This window comes from Actinoplanes sp. NPDC023936, from assembly GCF_040639325.1.
GTDB lineage: Bacteria > Actinomycetota > Actinomycetes > Mycobacteriales > Micromonosporaceae > Actinoplanes.
In genome coordinates this window covers 1-16,242 of record NZ_JBEZZR010000013.1, presented here as the reverse complement: position 1 = coordinate 16,242, position 16,242 = coordinate 1, and the positions used below count along the sequence as shown (strand labels likewise).

General features: G+C 71.2%; 18 protein-coding genes. 8 read left to right on the top strand and 10 right to left on the bottom strand.

The window, feature by feature from the left end; all coding sequences use genetic code 11:
* Positions 1-16: 16 nt before the first annotated feature.
* Positions 17-382 (bottom strand): hypothetical protein, encoded by a 366-nt coding sequence (locus AB0F72_RS18880; protein WP_360432489.1) that lies wholly within the window; start codon positions 380-382, stop codon positions 17-19.
* A 214-nt stretch (positions 383-596) separates the two neighbouring features.
* On the opposite strand from AB0F72_RS18880, the gene AB0F72_RS18875 reads away from it, so the two are divergent.
* Complete coding sequence (locus AB0F72_RS18875; protein WP_360432486.1) at positions 597-1,943, top strand: FUSC family protein; 1,347 nt, start codon at positions 597-599, stop codon at positions 1,941-1,943.
* 14 nt (positions 1,944-1,957) lie between these two features.
* Here the strand turns inward: AB0F72_RS18875 and AB0F72_RS18870 are convergent, their stop codons facing one another.
* Entirely contained in the window at positions 1,958-2,575 is a 618-nt protein-coding gene (locus AB0F72_RS18870; protein ID WP_360432483.1) for a DUF6518 family protein, read from the bottom strand.
* A 190-nt stretch (positions 2,576-2,765) separates the two neighbouring features.
* Here AB0F72_RS18870 and AB0F72_RS18865 point away from each other — a divergent pair, with 190 nt between their 5' ends.
* Positions 2,766-4,367, top strand: coding sequence for an RICIN domain-containing protein (locus tag AB0F72_RS18865; protein ID WP_360432480.1), 1,602 nt, complete (start codon positions 2,766-2,768; stop codon positions 4,365-4,367).
* On the opposite strand, the gene AB0F72_RS18860 is transcribed toward AB0F72_RS18865, so the two are convergent.
* Complete coding sequence (locus tag AB0F72_RS18860) at positions 4,354-5,373, bottom strand: chemotaxis protein CheB (protein ID WP_360432477.1); 1,020 nt, start codon at positions 5,371-5,373, stop codon at positions 4,354-4,356. The two genes, AB0F72_RS18865 and AB0F72_RS18860, sit on opposite strands and share 14 nt — an antisense overlap.
* Before the next feature lie 243 nt (positions 5,374-5,616).
* On the bottom strand, positions 5,617-5,940 hold the full coding sequence (locus AB0F72_RS18855) for an ATP-binding protein (RefSeq protein ID WP_360432953.1): 324 nt from the start codon (positions 5,938-5,940) through the stop codon (positions 5,617-5,619).
* A 238-nt stretch (positions 5,941-6,178) separates the two neighbouring features.
* Here AB0F72_RS18855 and AB0F72_RS18850 point away from each other — a divergent pair, with 238 nt between their 5' ends.
* Positions 6,179-6,631 carry a DUF4383 domain-containing protein gene (locus tag AB0F72_RS18850; RefSeq protein WP_360432941.1) on the top strand — a complete coding sequence of 151 codons (453 nt, stop codon included), beginning with the start codon at positions 6,179-6,181 and terminating at the stop codon, positions 6,629-6,631.
* A gap of 230 nt (positions 6,632-6,861) precedes the next feature.
* Here AB0F72_RS18850 and AB0F72_RS18845 read toward each other — a convergent pair whose 3' ends face one another.
* On the bottom strand, positions 6,862-7,683 hold the full coding sequence (locus AB0F72_RS18845; RefSeq protein ID WP_360432474.1) for an ATP-binding protein: 822 nt from the start codon (positions 7,681-7,683) through the stop codon (positions 6,862-6,864).
* Positions 7,684-7,834: 151 nt separating this feature from the next.
* Positions 7,835-9,592 (bottom strand): FAD-dependent oxidoreductase, encoded by a 1,758-nt coding sequence (locus AB0F72_RS18840; protein WP_360432471.1) that lies wholly within the window; start codon positions 9,590-9,592, stop codon positions 7,835-7,837.
* 134 nt (positions 9,593-9,726) lie between these two features.
* Here AB0F72_RS18840 and AB0F72_RS18835 point away from each other — a divergent pair, with 134 nt between their 5' ends.
* From AB0F72_RS18835 to AB0F72_RS18825, 3 genes are all read left to right on the top strand, one after another.
* On the top strand, positions 9,727-10,101 hold the full coding sequence (locus AB0F72_RS18835) for a metalloregulator ArsR/SmtB family transcription factor (protein ID WP_360432468.1): 375 nt from the start codon (positions 9,727-9,729) through the stop codon (positions 10,099-10,101).
* Positions 10,102-10,202: 101 nt separating this feature from the next.
* On the top strand, positions 10,203-10,928 hold the full coding sequence (locus AB0F72_RS18830; protein WP_360432465.1) for an MIP/aquaporin family protein: 726 nt from the start codon (positions 10,203-10,205) through the stop codon (positions 10,926-10,928).
* Positions 10,929-10,975: 47 nt separating this feature from the next.
* Positions 10,976-11,386 (top strand): arsenate reductase ArsC, encoded by a 411-nt coding sequence (locus AB0F72_RS18825; protein ID WP_360432462.1) that lies wholly within the window; start codon positions 10,976-10,978, stop codon positions 11,384-11,386.
* A 53-nt stretch (positions 11,387-11,439) separates the two neighbouring features.
* On the opposite strand, the gene AB0F72_RS18820 is transcribed toward AB0F72_RS18825, so the two are convergent.
* The 3 genes from AB0F72_RS18820 to AB0F72_RS18810 all read right to left on the bottom strand — a co-directional run bounded on the left by AB0F72_RS18820 (position 11,440) and on the right by AB0F72_RS18810 (position 13,433).
* On the bottom strand, positions 11,440-12,276 hold the full coding sequence (locus AB0F72_RS18820) for a DUF4253 domain-containing protein (protein WP_360432459.1): 837 nt from the start codon (positions 12,274-12,276) through the stop codon (positions 11,440-11,442).
* Positions 12,277-12,486: 210 nt separating this feature from the next.
* Positions 12,487-12,657, bottom strand: coding sequence for a hypothetical protein (locus AB0F72_RS18815; protein WP_360432457.1), 171 nt, complete (start codon positions 12,655-12,657; stop codon positions 12,487-12,489).
* A complete protein-coding gene (locus tag AB0F72_RS18810) occupies positions 12,654-13,433 on the bottom strand; it encodes a glucose 1-dehydrogenase (RefSeq protein ID WP_360432454.1) in 780 nt (259 codons plus the stop codon). Before AB0F72_RS18810 ends, AB0F72_RS18815 begins: the two co-directional genes overlap by 4 nt.
* Positions 13,434-13,539: 106 nt before the next feature.
* On the opposite strand from AB0F72_RS18810, the gene AB0F72_RS18805 reads away from it, so the two are divergent.
* Positions 13,540-14,151, top strand: coding sequence for a TetR/AcrR family transcriptional regulator (locus tag AB0F72_RS18805; RefSeq protein ID WP_360432451.1), 612 nt, complete (start codon positions 13,540-13,542; stop codon positions 14,149-14,151).
* A 16-nt stretch (positions 14,152-14,167) separates the two neighbouring features.
* On the opposite strand, the gene AB0F72_RS18800 is transcribed toward AB0F72_RS18805, so the two are convergent.
* The gene (locus AB0F72_RS18800) at positions 14,168-15,127 is read right to left on the bottom strand and encodes a LysR substrate-binding domain-containing protein (protein ID WP_360432448.1); all 960 of its coding nucleotides are present in this window, start codon (positions 15,125-15,127) and stop codon (positions 14,168-14,170) included.
* Between the two features lie 115 nt (positions 15,128-15,242).
* On the opposite strand from AB0F72_RS18800, the gene AB0F72_RS18795 reads away from it, so the two are divergent.
* Positions 15,243-16,124 carry an NAD(P)H-binding protein gene (locus tag AB0F72_RS18795; RefSeq protein ID WP_360432445.1) on the top strand — a complete coding sequence of 294 codons (882 nt, stop codon included), beginning with the start codon at positions 15,243-15,245 and terminating at the stop codon, positions 16,122-16,124.
* Positions 16,125-16,242: the final 118 nt, after the last annotated feature.

The following is a 16,242-nucleotide window of genomic DNA, read 5'->3' as shown; positions in this document are numbered from 1 at the left end:
CCCGCCGTCATCCGTGCTATTGGGTTTCCGGTGCGGCATTCGCGTCGTCGAGGAATTCGAGCAGTTCGAATGCCGCTCGCATCACGTCCCGGTGCCGCCACTCGGCCGCGCGGTACAGACACGCGACGAGCCCGCTGCGGTGCACCCGGCGGTAATCGCCGAAGACGAACGCGTGCCGGGCCTTGGTCTCCTCATTGGCTCCTTCGGTGAGACCGAGGTGCCATTCCCCGTACTCCTGCCAGGTGTGGTTCTTGAGATAGGCGGTGCCCGCCGCCGCGTCCGGCTGCACCTGCCCCCAGTCGCTGTCCAGAACGTATTGCCGAGCCTCGATCAGCCGCCGGGCCCGGGCGACAGCGGCCGGATTCACTGCGTAGGACGCCATGGCCGAGCAGATACCCGGCGCTGTCGTTTCTATCCAGGACTCCGCTCCCCCGCTCGGAGCCCCGCAGCGTCGCATGAGGTGACTACCAGTGACAGTGTGTGGTCATACTCCCGGGCGCGACGCCCGTCACAATCGCCCTATTCACCCCTTTCGTAAACGCGTGCGGAGATAGCTTTGCGACCGTATACCAGTCGAAACACAGAAAGTCGCCTCGTTGCTCCGCCTGCTGCTCAGCTCCGCCAGTCCGATCACCATCGTCGCCGTCAGCCTCACCCTCTGTGCTGTCATCGCAGCGCTACTGCGACGCACGGTCCGGCCCGTGCTCGCCGCCGCCTACCGGAGGGCGCTGGCCCGGCTGCGGCCGTACCTGCCCGCCCCGCTGCGGCGTGCGGCGCGCTGGTGCCGGAACCAGGTCGATCCGACGACCGCACGGTCCATGCTGGTCACCGGCGCGGCCGCCGCGATCGCCTGGACGGCGGCGGACACGCTGCATCTGGCCGGCGCGGTCAACGCGGCGATCTCGGCGACGCTGTCGGTGCAGATGAGCTCGTTCGCCTCGATGCGGGAGGGCGCCCAGCGCCTGGTCGGCACCCTCGCCGGGATCGCCGTGACGGTCGGGGTGTGGCACGCGTTCGGCCTCAGCCCGTGGTCGATCGCGATGATCGCCGGATGCGGGCTGGCGGCCGGCCGGCTGCTGCGCCTCGGTGACGCCGCGCTGACCGTCCCGCTGACCTCGCTCGGCATCCTGGTCGGCGGCAGCACCGTCACCGAGGACTTCGTGTGGGAGCGGGTCGCCGCGACAGCTCTCGGCATCGTCGTCGGCGTGATCCTCTCCCCGCTGGTCAGCGGCATGACGGCGATGGAGCGCTCGCGGCACGAGCTGGCCCACCTATCCGCCGAGATCGCCCGGCTGCTCGGCCAGCTCGGCGCCGGCGTACGCCGCGGCTACGACCGGGAGCAGGCCGAACAGTGGCTGGCGAAGTCCCGCGAGCTCAACGCGGACCTCGACGACGCGGTCGCCGCCGTCGACGAGCTGTCCCGGCAGGCCCGCTGGTCGCTGTCCACACCGGTCACCCGGGTGGCGCCGCTGCACCAGACGCAGCGTGCCCTGGAACACGGCGTGCACCAGGTCAACTCGGTGGCCCGCTCGATGTTCGACGCCGCCGCGACACCGCAGGCCGCGCACGTCCCGGAGCAGATCGGCGAGGTCCTCACCGCTGCCGCCGACGCGTTCGCCGCGCACGCCACCCTGGTCGAGGATTCGAAGACCGACGCCACCGCGGGCGCCGGGGAGCTGAACGAGCTGCTCGACGACCTGCGCGAGGCCCGCCGGCAGACGCTGCGGAAGGTCCGCACCGAGGTCGACGACACCGGCGTCCTGGTCCTGACCGGCTCGATCATCACCGACATCGACCGGATGGCGGGCTCACTGGAGAAGTCCGCGCCGGCGCTCACCGTGGGCCTGCGCGAACCGGGCCCGGCGATCCCGGCGGTCTCCGAGATCATGCCCGCGGTCCGCCTGGCGTGGGAGAAGGCCCTGACCACCACCGCCCGCCGCTGACCGGGCCATCACCCTCAGCGGAAGCCGCTGACGGTCAGCAGCACCCAGCCTCCGGCGGCCAGGGGCAGTGACCAGGCCAGGGTGAGCAGGCGGTCACGACCGGTCCGGGCCAGCAGGAGAATCGCGGCCAGCCCCAGGGCCACGACCAGGGCGGCGTACGCGAGCAGGTCGCCGGTGGCGTAGGCGGGGTCGCCGAGGCGCCGCAACCCGATCGCGCCCTCGGCGAACAGCACGGCGGCGGGCACCGCGAGGGCCGGCAGCCGCAACCGGCCGGGCGTGCGGGCCAGGACGCCGCTCGCGCCGAAGACCAGCCCGGCCACGACGCCGAAACCCATCCAGGTGACCGCTGTGGCGTTGGCGAGGTTGGCCCACGCGTCGCCCTGGATCACCGTGGCGGCGAGGTAGTAGCTGGGGACGGCCAGGACCAGGCAGGATACGGCGCCGAGGACGGCGGCCGGCAGTCGCCAGCGGCTCCGGTGAGTCAGCAGGAAGGCGGCCACCGCCCACGTCGCCAGAGAGTTGCCCAGCCCGGCGAACGGGTACGGCACGTACTTGATCCACACGAAGTCGAGGACGCCGAGCAGGAAGCCCGCGACGGGCGCGACCACGGCCACGCGCCGCTTGATCATCATGAGGGACGATCCTAGGAAGGGATCCCGGTCCGGGGATCCGTCCCGGGACAGAGCCGTGCGGCTGCGGATCGGCCGAAAGGCAGAGTCACCCACGGGATCCAGATTCGTCTATATTGAGCCACTGGGCGCGCTCCCATCCCCCAGGAGACCGGCCCCCGTTGTTAACGCTCACAAGACCGAAGGATCCCCCATGTCCCACCATCATCCCCGCCGATGGCGCGCCGCCCTGGTCGGCGTCGTCGTCACACTCCTCGCCGGCGCGGGCGCCGCGATCGGCATCCAGCAGGCCAGCGCCGCCACCGTCAACACCGCCGCCTGGTACGTCTTCGCGAACCGGCACAGCGGCAAGGCCATGGACGTCCACAACCGGGCCACCACCGCCGGCGCCGGGATCGCCCAGTTCACCCGCAACGACGGCAACTGGCAGCAGTGGCAGTTCGTCGACGCCGGCAGCGGATGGTACAAGATCCGCAGCCGGCACAGCGGCCTGGTCCTGGAGATGCCGAACGCGACCGACGGCACCCAGCTCATCCAGAACACCGACAACGGCACCACCCGGCAGCAGTTCACGCTGAAGGACTCGGCCGGCGGCGACGTGCGGTTCATCAACCGGCACACCGGCAAGGCCCTCGACCTCTGGGAGTGGTCCACCGCCGACGGCGGGATCATCTCCCAGTTCGCCGACGCGGACGGCGCCAATCAACGGTGGTCCATCGCCCAGGTCAGCACGACGGCGGGCTGCGGCAGCGGCACCTTCCAGTCCGAGGTCACCGTCAGCGGCAGCACCTGGACCGCCCGCAACGCGTCCGGCGCCGCCGTCTACACCGGCACCGACTTCCGCGCCGCCGTGCAGGCCGGCATCGGCAGCCTCACCGCCGGACGCACGAGCATGCAGCGCGTCGTGGTCCGCGGCAACGGCACGATGACCGCCGGCAGCCGGATCTCCCTGGCCAGCTGGACCTCGCTGTCGGTCTGCGGAACGATCAACGTCACGGGTACGGGCAGCGGCGACTACGCCCCGATCTACGCCCGCGGGGTCAGCAACATCGAGGTGCCGTACCTGAACCTGACCGGCGCCCCGATCTACGGCATCTTCCTGCGCAACGTTTCCAACGTCTGGCTCGGCCAGCTCGACATGCGACTCAGCGCGGGCCTCGGCGTGCGGATCGACAACCGTGGCAACACCGCCGAATGGACCAGAAACGTCAGAATCGACAATGTGTACGTGTCCGGGGCCGGCTCGCACGCGGTGGAGACCTACGGCGTCGACGGCATCACGATCGGCACCGTGACGGCGCGCAGCGTCGGCGAGTCGGGTCTGCTGCTCAACCAGACGATCAACGCCACGGTCGGCACCGTCGACGCGGAGAACGCCGGGACGGGTACGGGCTACGCCGCCTTCCGGATGGCGAATCGCAACGGCCGGGTCGGCGACGCGTACCCGAACAATGTCAGAATCGGACTGGTGAAGGCGCGTGGCGGCGGGCGCGGTGTGTTCTGCGTGTCGGAGAGCGGCGGCTTCACCATCGACCGGGTCGACATCGCCAACACCGGCAACAACGCGATCCTGCTGGAGAACTGCTACAACGGCGTGATCGCCGGGGTGTCCGGCACGGTCAGCGGCGGCGGTGAGATCCGGATCGCGGCGCGCACCGATTTCGCCCCGTCGTCGGGCATCAGCCTGCGCAACCTGACGGTCGCGAACACCAACATCACCTGGAGCCCGTGTACGGGCAGCAACAACACGATCAGCAACGTGACACGGACCAACTCGACGCTCACCTGGTGCTGACGGAACCTGGCTGACCATCGCGCGTCCGGCCGCCGGCTGACCGGTTCACATGTTCCCGCAGAACCGCTGCCGCGCGGCCGGCCCGCTCGGCCTCCGCCCGGTGCGCCCGGGCCGCGAGGGCATCGCCCGCCGCCTTCGCCTGTCCCACCAGCTCTTCGAGGATCATGACCTTTTCCTCGAGCGCGCTGACCGCCGTCCAGACCGCCTCCTCGATGCTGTCGTCACGGACCGCGAGCAACGACTCCGGCGAGTACGAATGGCCGACGTGACAGACGTAGTGGGCGGCGCGACCGGTGCGCACGACGTACATTCCGCCCGTGCACTCCGGGCAGCCGAGCGCGATCGGCTGCCCGCGATCGGCAGTGTCCGATGCGCCGTAAGCGATCATGTCCGTCTCCCAGATCAGGGGTTCCGGCGGCCGGCCCTCGGCGATGATCGGCTCGCCGGCGATCTTCGCGATGGTGTCCCCGAGGTCGGTCGCCGGCACCGTCATCGCGTCCGGCACGACGCGGAGCGCGGCCGTCGGCATGCCCGGGAACCGGGCATCGGCGGGGTCCTGCACCAGACCGATGCCACCGTCGGCGGTGATCGCGGCCAAGCCCGCCGCTCCGTCGTCCAGGCTGCCCGACAGCACCACCCCGAGAACCCGCGGACCGCACCAGCGGGCCGCCGACCGGAACAGCGCGTCCACCGCCGGGCGCACCCGATTCTGCCGCGGGCCGTCGCTGAGCCGCAGCACGTCGCCCTCGTCGACGATCAGATGCCGGTCCGGCACCGCCACGTGCACACGACCCGGCTCGAGCCGGGCTCCGTCGGCGGCGGAGAGCACCGGCAGCGCGCACGACGCGGCCAGCGAGTCGGCCAGCGTGGCCCGCGACCCGGGTCCCACATGCAAGGCCACCAGCACGACGGCCGGCAGATCGGGTGGCAGCCGCGCCAACGCTTGCGCCAGCGGTTTGTGCGAGCCCGCCGACCCGCCGATCACGATCACATCGCGATGCATCATGGCGCGCCGCCTCTCCTTGATCCGGCCGGCTGCTCTACCGTTCCGGGGCCCGGGTTGCTTTCCCCGTTCCGGGGCCCGGGTTGCTTTCCCCGTTCCGGGGCCCGGGTTGCTTTCCCGTTCTGGAGCCCGGCAAACGGGCGGATGCCTTGCTGGGCAGGGGGCCATGACCTCCGGGTCGGCGGTGCCGGTCAGCGTCGTGTGAACGCCAGTGAATCCTGAGCACAACGCCGAGCCACCGGCGGGTCAGCCCGGACGGCTCCCACGGGACAGCGTCGCCCACACGACCTTCCCGCCGTAGGCCGGCAGCGTTCCCCAGCGGTGAGCCATAGTCGTCACCAGCAGCAGACCGCGCAGGTCGGCCGGATCGCCCGACGACGGCGGCTGCTGCACCGGCACGGCGTCGCTGCCGTCGCGGACCGCCACGATCAGGTACCGGCGGCCCAGGGTCAGCCGGAAATCGATCATGGTCTGGGCGTGCACAACCGCGTTGGTCACCAGTTCGCCCGCCACGACACAGGCCGGGCCGACCAGGTCCGGCAGCTCCCAGCGCAGGCAACCCTCCACCATTGTTGCTCGTACCGCCACCCGGAAACAGGGAAGCGCGGATCCGGCAGCGTCACGCTCCCCGCACCGTCACGCTCCCCTGCTACCGGGATGGGCCCGGCTCAGCGCGGCGACGCGTCGACCACATGCAGCGCCAGGTTCGCTGCCGCTGACCTCCTTCCAAGGCGGACCGGAAGGTGAATCCCAGCGGTTTACTCCCGATCGGAGCGGGAAGCCTGGCGGTCCCTCCGGAAAGGACACCATCGTGACCACTCACGGCAACACCGTCGCGACGACACGCAGCCCGGTCCGTACCGCCGCTCTGGTCGTCTCCATCGCTTTCCTGCTCGTCGGGATCGCCGGGTTCATCCCGGGCGTCACCACCGGCTACGGCGACATGACGTTCGCCGGCCACCACTCCGACGCTCACCTGCTCGGCATCTTCCAGGTGTCGATTCTGCACAACGTCGTGCACCTGCTGTTCGGGGTGGCCGGTCTGGCCCTGGCCCGGACCGTTTCCGGCGCCCGCGCCTACCTGGTCGGCGGCGGCGCGGTCTACCTGCTGCTCTGGTTGTACGGCCTGGTCGTCGGGCAGAACACCGCCGCCAACTTCGTGCCCCTCAACGGCGCGGACGACTGGCTCCACCTCGGACTCGGACTCGGGATGCTCGCACTCGGCCTGCTCCTGACGCGCCGGTCCGCCACCCGGCGCTGACCGGGCAGAGGACACCGGGACGGGCGGCGGCGCCGCGGTGACGGACTCGAAACGCGAGCCCGCGGCGTCACCGTGACCGCCACCGGTTTGAACCCCACCATCCGCAAGATCGCCGCAGCCACCGGGCTCGCGCCGATGCTCGCGCCGTAGCCGTTCTGCCGTCCGTCGGATCACCGCGGCAGGAGAAACCCACCAGCGGCAACGCAGGCACCGGGGCTCCGGGCAGCGGCTCAACCAGCGCGGTCTCGCCGTGCTTGCACGCCGGGACGGACGGTGGCCCAGACGATTTTGCCGCCGGCGACGGACCGGGCGCCCCACGCGCTGGAGGCGTTGTGGACCAGGCGCAGGCCCATGCCCCGATCGTCCAGCAAGCCGCCCTGGTGCGGCGCCAGCTCCCGCAGGTACGGCATTCGTGGATCGTCATCGCGGACCGCGAGGTACAGGCCGGTGCCGCGCCGCGCCACCGTGACGGTGATGTCGGTACCAGCGTTCTCGATGGCGTTGGTGACCAACTCCGACAACACGGCGCGGGCCGGCATCAGCAGCGTGGTCAGGTGCCACGCCGCGCAGGCCTCCCCCACCAGATCACGGGCGATGCTCGCGGAGGTCAGCACCGGCGGCAGGGTCAGCGTCAACCGGCCGGTCAACGGCGTGTTCGTGGCGAGCGCTGCCCGGGCTTCCGCCATGCCGGGAAAGACCGGCAGGTACTGCGGAGCGCCGACCTTGCGCAGCCGGTCGGCCAGGACCGACTGCGGCGGAGCGCACAACCCCAGCCGCACCGGTGGCAGCGGCATGCCGGCGGCCCGGTGCGCGGCCAGCCACATCGGTACGCTGGCGCCCTCGGGGTCGCGCATGTCCAGAACGTTGATCACCATGGCGGCCGGATGCTCCGCCAGACACTTGTGGACGCCGGCCCGGATCTCGATGGCCAGCGAGCGTGTCCACAGGCCACGGACCGCCAGTTCGATCGAATCACTGGCGATGTCGCTGGTGGCCGTCACCGACGCCCGGAGTGAACCATGACTGAAGAGGTACGGGGGTTCCATGCTCATGACCGCCTTCCGGACCCGATCGCCCCCGCGGCAGAGCCGCGACACCGGCATGCGTTCCTACCCTACGGCACTCAGGTCATCTTCGATGACGTCGCTCGACGAGTGCCGGGGTGGGTGGGCGACCTGGGTCCGGCCATCCGGATCGTGCGGCTCAGGCGCAGCAGTTGCCCCCGCCGGACGAGGTGAGGCTGATCAGTCCGGCGACGCTGGGCAGGGCGCCGGGTTGCTCGGTCAGCGCCGCGATCTGCAACGCGGTCTCGGTGTCGAGGCCGATCTGGCCGGCGGCGGCGCGGACCGCGTCGCTGGTGCTGGCCGACGCCGGGCTCAGGGCCATGGTGGCGGTGGCGAGGGCGATCGGGACGTCGGGGGTCAGCCCGAAGCGGGCGGCGATCTCCCGGGCGGCGTTCTCGGCGACGAGGTTGGTGCTGCACACACCGGTTTCGGGTAGGTCGAGCCGCACGTCGTCGGCGGCTTCGAAGTCGCCGGCGAGGGCGGCGGCGATGGAGCGGACCTGCTCGTAGCCGGTGGCCATCAGGAACGTCGGTGCCCGGCCGTAGGATTTCATGCCGACGGCGTAGTAGTTGGGTTCGGGCTGGCCGAGTTCGCGGTAGCCGTGCGGGGTGACGGTGCCGCACGAGTGCTCGTTCGGGTCGATCAGGTCGGCCAGCGTGCGGGTGCAGCCGAGAATCGGGTCGAGGTCCAGGCGCAGCTCGCCGGCGATGCTGTGGTCGGGGCGGAAGCCGGTGGCGGACACGACCCGGTCGGCGGTCAGCGTGCGGCCGTCGGTGGCGACCAGGTCGATGCCGCCGGCGTTGCGGCGGACGGTGTGGACGCCGAAGCCGGTGACGAGGGTGACCTGGCCGGTCTCCACCAGCATGCGCAGGCCGCTGCCCAGGGCGCCGCGGGCGGGGAGCTCGTCGGCGTCCGCACCGCCGAACGCGCGGCTGGCCGAGCCGCCGCGCACCGCCCAGGTGATCCGGGTGCCGGGGGCGGTCTCGGCGAGGCGGGCCAGGTCGAGCAGGGTGTTCGCGGCGGAGTGCCCGGAGCCGACGACGACGGTGTGCTTGCCGGCGTGGGCATCGCGGGCGGCGCCGAGGACGTCGGGCAGCGCGTGGTCGATCAGGTCGGCGATGCCGGGTTCGCCGTGGGCGGGGAGGCCGTTGACGCCGAGCGGGTTCGGGGTGCGCCAGGTGCCGGACGCGTCGATGATCGCGCTGGCGGTGATCTCGGTGCCGTCGGCGAGCCGGATCACGAAGGGCAGGTCGGCGCGGCCGGCGGTGCGGACCCGGTCGGCGCCGGCCCGGCTGATCGCTGTCACTGTTGCGTTGAAGCGCAGGTGCGCGGCGATCGCGGGGAGTTCGGCCAACGGCTGAAGGTAGTCCTCGACGAGCTGTCCGCCGGTGGGCAGGGCTTCGTCGTCGGGGGCGGCCCAGCCGGCGGCGTCGAGCAGCCGGCGGGCGGCGGTGTCGATGTCGTAGCGCCACGGGCTGAACAGGCCGACGTGCGCCCACTGCCGCACCGACGCGCCGACCTGGTCACCGGCTTCCAGGACCAGGAACGGCAGGCCCTGTTCGTGCAGGTGGGCGGCGGCGGCCAGGCCCACCGGACCGGCGCCGATCACTACGACCGGCGCCTGCTCCGGCCGGCCGCCGGCGACCGGTACGGGCCGGGCTGCGGGCGTGGGCGGCAACTCCACGGCACGTGTCGTGGCGGCCGGGCCGCAGCAACCGGCCTCCTGCGTCTCGGCCTGCGCGGTCGCCGCGGCTGGCGCGCAACAGCTCGCGCCGTCGGCGATCGCTTCGGTCCTGGACTCGGGCGCGCAGCAGGCGTCAGCCTGGGCCGCGGCCTCGGCGGTGCCGCAGCACGGGTCCTGACCGGCGGTGGCCGTGGTGGAAGCATCGCTACTCATGGTGGGCTCCTCGGTGAGTTCAGTACGAGAGAGCGGATCGGCGGGATCCACCCTACCTTGATTCGATTCTTATCGAATCCGAAGTCTGTCGAAGTCACCTTGCACTCCGGTTCGACATCTGTCAACCTCGACGCATGTCGAAACCAGCCGTGTCGTCACCGCCGATCGACCTCGACGCGGTGCCGTGCTGCACGCCGATGGCCCAGGAGCGCGTCCCGGCCCAGGCCGCCGGCGTCCTCGCGCAGGCCTTCAAGGCACTCGGGGATCCGATCCGGTTGCAGCTGATGTCGATGATCGCGTCGGCGCCCGACGGGGAGATCTGCGTCTGTGACCTGACGCCGGCGTTCACGCTCTCCGGGACCACCATCTCGCATCACCTGAAGGTGTTGCGCGAAGCCGGCCTCGTGGACGCCGAACGCCGGGCCAGCTGGGTCTACTACCGGGCCCGGCCGGGCCTGATGCGGCAGCTCGCCACGCTGCTCGCCGTCGAGGAGCCGGCGGTCGCCTGACCGATCGGGTACGGCCGCAGGCGCGGCCCCCTCGCCGTCCCACCAAGTGACCGGCCGCCCACCGGCGCCGCTGTCACCGACCGACCCGGAGTCACCTCTTCATGCAGATCACCCTTTGGCGGCGGCTGCTCGCCGAGTTCCTCGGCACCGCGCTGCTGGTCACCGCTGTCGTCGGCTCCGGCATCATGGCCACCACACTGTCCCCGAACGATGTCGGCCTGCAGCTGCTGGAGAACTCGGTCGCGACAGCGTTCGCGCTGGGTGCGCTGATCCTGACGTTCGGTCCGGTCTCCGGCGCCCACTTCAACCCGGTCGTCTCGGCCGCGGACTGGTTCCTCGGCCGCCGCACCGGCACCGGCCTCACGATCAAAGACCTCGGCGGCTACAGCGTCGCGCAGACCGGCGGAGCGATCGCCGGCTCGGTGCTGGCCAATCTGATGTTCGACCTCGCCCCGGTCACGTTCTCGACGAAGGAACGCGCCGCCGGCAACCTCTGGCTCGGCGAGATCGTCGCTGTCGTCGGCCTGCTTCTGCTGATCTTCGCCCTCGGCCGGTCCGGGCGTGCCTCTGTCGCCCCCGCCGCGGTCGGCGCGTACATCGGCGCCGCCTACTGGTTCACCTCTTCCACGAGCTTCGCGAACCCGGCCGCCACCATCGGCCGCGCTTTCACCGACACCTTCGCCGGCATCGCCCCGGCCTCCGTGCCCGGCTTCGTCATCGCCCAGATCGCCGGCCTGATCGTCGGCATCGGTGTCCTGCTCGCGCTCTACCCGACTGCGGGCAAGACGGCCGACCGGGTCGTCATCGAGCCCAGTCCCACCGTGTGACCCTCGACCGCCCGTAATGCCATCAACCCCCGAGGAAGACCACGCACATGAGTGACACCAAGCCCACCGTCCTGTTCGTCTGCGTCCACAACGCCGGCCGCTCGCAGATGGCCGCCGGCTGGCTGCGCCACCTGGCCGGCGACACGGTCGAGGTCCGCTCCGCCGGCTCGGAGCCCGCGAACCAGATCAACCCGGCCGCGGTCGAGGCGATGAAGGAGGTCGGCATCGACATCACCGACCAGACCCCCACCAAGCTCACCTGGGACGCCGCCCAGGAATCCGACGTCATCATCACCATGGGCTGCGGCGACGCCTGCCCGGTCTTCCCCGGCAAGCGTTACGAGGACTGGAAACTCGAGGACCCGGCCGGCAAGGGCGTCGACTCCGTCCGGCCGATCCGCGACGCGATCAGGGCACGCATCGACGTGCTGCTCGCCGACCTCCTCCCGGCCGCCTGATGGAGTGATGCGCCATCTGATCACGATGAGCGGACCTCGACGGGAAAGCGCGGTCAGGGACGGCAGTGCACGAACCAGGCCTCGCCACGCGGCAGCGCCAGCGCCAACTCCCACTGCTCATGTTGCAGGCTTGTGCCAACGGCCATCAGCTGCCCGGCGAGCTGCCACGCATCCTCCGGATCGACCGGCGGACGAGAGGCGAGAAATTGCAGCATGGTGCCCCAGGACGCCACCAGCTGCGCACCCCATCGCTGCTCCCACTGCAGGATCGCAGCGCCCAACGACTCGTGGCCCTTGTCGCGAGCTGCCCCGTAGTAGCTCAGCCACCGCGGGGCGAGCCACTGCGCCGGCGTCGGCAACAGCACGAGCTGCGCGTCGGATTCGGGAAACCAGTTCTTCGTGCTGCTCAAATGCGCTCCGCGTGCCAGGCCCCGGGCGGCCAGGGCCGGGTCGGCGAGCATCTGCTCGTAGACCCAGCGATCGAGTCCTGCCTGGGTGATTCCCGCCAGCCTGGGATCGTCGCGGCGACCGGCACCCTGGCCCAGGCACGCGTCGAGGTAGCTGCTGATCTGCCAGGCCTCGTAATCGGCACGCCCACGCCCGTCGAAGACCACCCAAGGGTCCAGGGCCTGCGCAGCGGCAGCGAACGCTGCGACGTCCTCCGGCCCGGGCTCCTGGACCTCCAGGTAATCGAAGCAGGTCATGACCGGCCAGCGGCCCGTCACGGGCACCGCCTCCCGGGCCGCGCGCCAGAGCGGCAGCATCGCGGAGCTGTCGAGTCCCTCGACGAGGAGGGTGCCACCCGGCCCTTCCTCCACCGCGTGGCCGTCGAACGCCGTGCCGCGTAGCGCGTCCATGATTTCCTGCGGGCCGTTCATCACCGTGGTCATAGCCGCGAACCGTAGCGGCGACCACCGACAGTTTGAGGCCGGCGATGCGCAGGGCGCCGCGTCGCCCGGGTGTACCGAGTGAGGGAGGGCGCGCGGACGACGTCTCGTGGTCTACGTCCTCAGTCGAAATGGATGCGCATCAGTCTGCTGTCAGCCCAGTCCGCCAATCTTGTCGGCCGGATGGTGCCGGGGTCGTGGGGCTGGTTGAGGTCAGAGGTAGGTGGCGCCGTGGGCACGGTAGAAGAAGATCTCGATCCGGCGGGGTCGTCCGGTGCGCCGCCCGGTGGTGGTGATGTCCACGATCCGCTCGCGGGTGCCGGCGGCCGGTGTGATCTCGATGGCTCGCCTGATCTCCGGTGGCAGGTGCGCGAGCGACGTCATGCGGCAGCGTTCTTCAGGGCGGGTCCGAGGAGTAGGCCGCCGTCGACGATGTGTTCGGCGCCGGTGATGAAGGCCGCGTGGGGCGAGGCGAGGAACAGCAGCGTCGCGGTGATGTCGGCGGGTTCTCCGAGCCGGGGTACGGCGAACGGCTCGGGAGAGTAGAAGTCGGCGATCGGGGCGTCGGCGCCGGCCGCGGGTTCGGTGATGAACGCGGTGGCGACGACGCCGGGGTGGATGGTGTTGACGCGGATGTTGTCGCGGCCCAGTTCGAGGGCGGCGGTCTGGGTGAGCCCGCGGACGGCCCACTTGCTGGCGACGTAGGGCGCGTAGAAGGCGGTGCCGCCGGTGCCCATGGTGGAGGCGATGTTGACGATGGCCCCGCCGCCCGCTCGCCGCAGCGCGGGTGCGGCCGCCTTGATGCCGAGGAACGTACCGGTGAGGTTGATGTCGAGGATGCGGGTCCAGGTGTCCAGGTCGGTGGATTCGATGAGGGCCGGCGGGTTCTGCACTCCGGCGTTGTTGACCAGGATGGTGAGCGCGCCGAACGCTTCTTCGGCGGCCGCGACGGCGGCGGCCCACGACGTCTCGTCGGCGACGTCGAGGCGTACGAAAAGCGCTCTGTCCCCCAGTTCGGCGGCGAGGGCGGCGCCGCGCTCGGCGTTGATGTCGGCGATGACGACGTTGGCGCCCTCGGCGTGGAAGGCGCGTACGTGACTGGCGCCTTGCCCACCGGTGCCGCCGGTGACGAGAACGGTGTGATCGGTGAAGCGGGACATGCGGTCCTCCGGAAGCGAAGCGAATGGTGAGTCAAGCGACTCACCATGAGGACGGTACGTCACCGCACATGGTGAGTCAACCCACTCACCTCGCTATGATGGCCGCATGACGACCTATCACCAGCGGGTGGCTCAGCAGAAGCGCGCGCTGATCGTGCGGGCCGCCACGCAGCTCTTCCTCGAGCTGGGCTATGACCGGGCGTCGCTGGCGCGCATCGCCGAGGAGGCCGGGGTGTCGAAGGCGACGCTGTTCAAGCAGTTCCCGACGAAGGCGGCCTTGTTCGATGCCATCGTCGTCGACTCCTGGGCCGGTGGTGATGACGCCGAGGTGCCGGTCGTGGGCGACCTGGCAGCCGGCCTGACCGCGCTCGGGCGGCATTACGCGGCGCTGCTGGGCCGGCCGGGGATGGTGGATCTGTTCCGGATCGTCATCGCCGAGTTGCCCCGCTTCCCGGAGCTGGCCAAGGCGCACTTCGCCGAGGGCAAGCTGCCGTACTTCGAGACGGTGCGGGCCTACCTCGTGGCGGAGCGCGACGCGGGGACGGCGGAGATCGCGGACCCGCAGATGGCCGCCACGCAATTCCTGGGGATGATCTCCAACTACCTGTTCTGGCCGAGCCTGGTGGTCCCGGGATGGACGGTGACCCCGGAGCGGGTGATCGAGGTGGTCGACGACGCCGCCCGCACCATGGTCGCGCGATACGGCCGGCCCGCATGAGGTAGGTGGGGCCGGCTCACCAGTTCGGGCCTGTGGCGACACCGGCCGGGGAGACCTGCGGACGGGCGGTGGCCGCGACGCTCGAGGCAGCGCGGACGAAGGCGGCGACGGCCGGCGAGCGCGCGTCCTGCGGCCAGGCGACGGCCAGGGTGGAGTCCGGGAGGTCGCTGACGGGGCGGTAGGCGATTCCGGGCCGCGGGTAGCGCCGGGCCACCGAGGCGGGCGCGAAGAAGACCACGCTGCCGGCTTCGACCAGGCTGAAGATCTCGGCGAGGTTCGCGGCCGGCCGCGCTACGCCGGGCGGGGGCTCCTGTCCGCCGGGCAGGTCCGGCCGGGGCGGCGACTCGGCGTGGCGAGGTTCGGCGGTCCGGCCGTGGGCGGCGGGAGGCCCACCGATGAGCCGGCGGCCGGTCAGGTCGGCCAGGCACAGCCGCGTCCGGGCGGCGAGGGGGTCGGCGGCGGCCAGGGCCGCCAGCAGCGGTTCGGTCAGCAGCGGTTCGCTGTCCAGGCCACGGTCGTCGAAGGGGCGCAGCAGGAGCGCCACGTCGGCGCGGCCGTCGCGCAGCGCCTGCGGCTGTTCGCCCAATCCGCCGAGTACCAGCTGTGCTGGCAGGGCCGCTTCGCCGGCGCTGTAGGCGTCGAGGATCTGTGGCAGCAGGCCGCCGTCGACGTCGGCCTTGAGCGCGATGCGCAGCTGCGGCGACGGGCTGCCGGCCTGCCGGGCGCGGTGCGCGGCGGCGGTCACCGCTTCCAGTACGGTCCGGGCGTCGCGTACCAGCACCTGCCCGGCCGAGGTGAGCCTGACCTGACGGGTGGTCCGTTCCAGCAGTGTCACACCGAGTTGCCGCTCGAGATGCCGGATGGCGCGGGACAACGCGGGCTGAGCCATGTTCAGCCGGTCGGCGGCTCGCCCGAAGTGCAGTTCCTCCGCGACCGCGAGGAAGAACCGCAGCTGCCGCACCTCCAGATCATTCATAACCCCGAAGGTATCAAAGGCGACGGAATCGGTCCTTCACCTGCGCTTTCGCAAACGGGAGGCTGAACGTGCCGGCGACGCCCCCGTCGTCGGAAATTCTCTCCCGGAGGCAGTCATGATCGTCATCACCACGCCCACCGGCGACATCGGCCGGCAGGTCCTGGACCAGATCCTGGACAGCGACGAGGCGGTCCGCGTGATCGCCCGCGACCCCGCCCGGCTGCCAGAGCGCGTGCACGCCCGCGCCGAGGTGGTCCACGGCTCGCACGGCGACGCCGACGTGATCGCCAAGGCGCTCGTCGGCGCCGACCGGCTGTTCTGGCTGGTACCCCCACCGGCATTCGGCAGTGCCGTCGGTGCCACGCAGTACTACCTGGACTTCACCCGCCCGGCCGCCGAGGCGGCCGCGAGCCGGGGCGTCGGGATGGTCGGCGTCACCAGCCTCGGTCACGGCTACCGGAAGGAGGCCGGGCTGCTGTCGGCCGCGCTGGCCATGGACGCGCTGATCGAGAGCACCGGCGCCGGCTACCGGGCGCTGGCCCTTCCGTTCTTCATGGAGAATTTGCTCCGCCACGCCGAGTCCATCACGGAGCAGGGAACGTTCTCGATGGCGAACGCCGCCGACCGGCCGCTCCCGGCGGTCGCCACCCGCGACGCCGCCGCCGCGGCCACGGCACTGCTGCTCGACCGGACATGGAGCGGCCAGGCCCGGGTGCCCGTGGTCAGCCCGGACAACCTGACACCGGACGAGATGGCGCGGGTCATCTCCGAGACCCTCGGTCGCCCGGTCTCCTACCGGCAGGTCCCGGTCGCGGACTTCGGGGCCACGATGCGGCGGTACGGCGCGAGCGAGGCGATGGCACAGGGCATGACCGGCATGCTCGAGGCGCAGAACAACGGCATCTACGACGTCGAACAGCACGTCACGCACTCCGCGGGCGCGACCAGTTTCCGGCAGTGGTGCCTGGACATCTTCCAGCCGGCTGTCCAGGCCTGACCGGACGGACACCGTCACCGGCCCGGTGGGGTCAGGCAGCGTCCGCGTGCCGTCGGGGCTGATAGTTCTGATGGTGCCGCAGAGCGTCTTCGAGCTGGTCCTCAAGGATGATGATCCG

Excerpts from the sequence above, each read along its gene's own strand:
- AB0F72_RS18855 (WP_360432953.1), bottom strand. The coding sequence starts at position 5,940 with ATGGTGGAGGGTTGCCTGCGCTGGGAGCTGCCGGACCTGGTCGGCCCG.
- AB0F72_RS18820 (WP_360432459.1), bottom strand. The coding sequence starts at position 12,276 with ATGACCACGGTGATGAACGGCCCGCAGGAAATCATGGACGCGCTACGC.
- AB0F72_RS18825 (WP_360432462.1), top strand. The coding sequence starts at position 10,976 with ATGAGTGACACCAAGCCCACCGTCCTGTTCGTCTGCGTCCACAACGCC.
- AB0F72_RS18835 (WP_360432468.1), top strand. The coding sequence starts at position 9,727 with ATGTCGAAACCAGCCGTGTCGTCACCGCCGATCGACCTCGACGCGGTG.
- AB0F72_RS18800 (WP_360432448.1), bottom strand. The coding sequence starts at position 15,127 with ATGAATGATCTGGAGGTGCGGCAGCTGCGGTTCTTCCTCGCGGTCGCG.
- AB0F72_RS18830 (WP_360432465.1), top strand. The coding sequence starts at position 10,203 with ATGCAGATCACCCTTTGGCGGCGGCTGCTCGCCGAGTTCCTCGGCACC.
- AB0F72_RS18870 (WP_360432483.1), bottom strand. The coding sequence starts at position 2,575 with ATGATGATCAAGCGGCGCGTGGCCGTGGTCGCGCCCGTCGCGGGCTTC.
- AB0F72_RS18840 (WP_360432471.1), bottom strand. The coding sequence starts at position 9,592 with ATGAGTAGCGATGCTTCCACCACGGCCACCGCCGGTCAGGACCCGTGC.
- AB0F72_RS18880 (WP_360432489.1), bottom strand. The coding sequence starts at position 382 with ATGGCGTCCTACGCAGTGAATCCGGCCGCTGTCGCCCGGGCCCGGCGG.
- AB0F72_RS18805 (WP_360432451.1), top strand. The coding sequence starts at position 13,540 with ATGACGACCTATCACCAGCGGGTGGCTCAGCAGAAGCGCGCGCTGATC.
- AB0F72_RS18795 (WP_360432445.1), top strand. The coding sequence starts at position 15,243 with ATGATCGTCATCACCACGCCCACCGGCGACATCGGCCGGCAGGTCCTG.
- AB0F72_RS18860 (WP_360432477.1), bottom strand. The coding sequence starts at position 5,373 with ATGATGCATCGCGATGTGATCGTGATCGGCGGGTCGGCGGGCTCGCAC.
- AB0F72_RS18810 (WP_360432454.1), bottom strand. The coding sequence starts at position 13,433 with ATGTCCCGCTTCACCGATCACACCGTTCTCGTCACCGGCGGCACCGGT.
- AB0F72_RS18845 (WP_360432474.1), bottom strand. The coding sequence starts at position 7,683 with ATGAGCATGGAACCCCCGTACCTCTTCAGTCATGGTTCACTCCGGGCG.
- AB0F72_RS18815 (WP_360432457.1), bottom strand. The coding sequence starts at position 12,657 with ATGACGTCGCTCGCGCACCTGCCACCGGAGATCAGGCGAGCCATCGAG.
- AB0F72_RS18865 (WP_360432480.1), top strand. The coding sequence starts at position 2,766 with ATGTCCCACCATCATCCCCGCCGATGGCGCGCCGCCCTGGTCGGCGTC.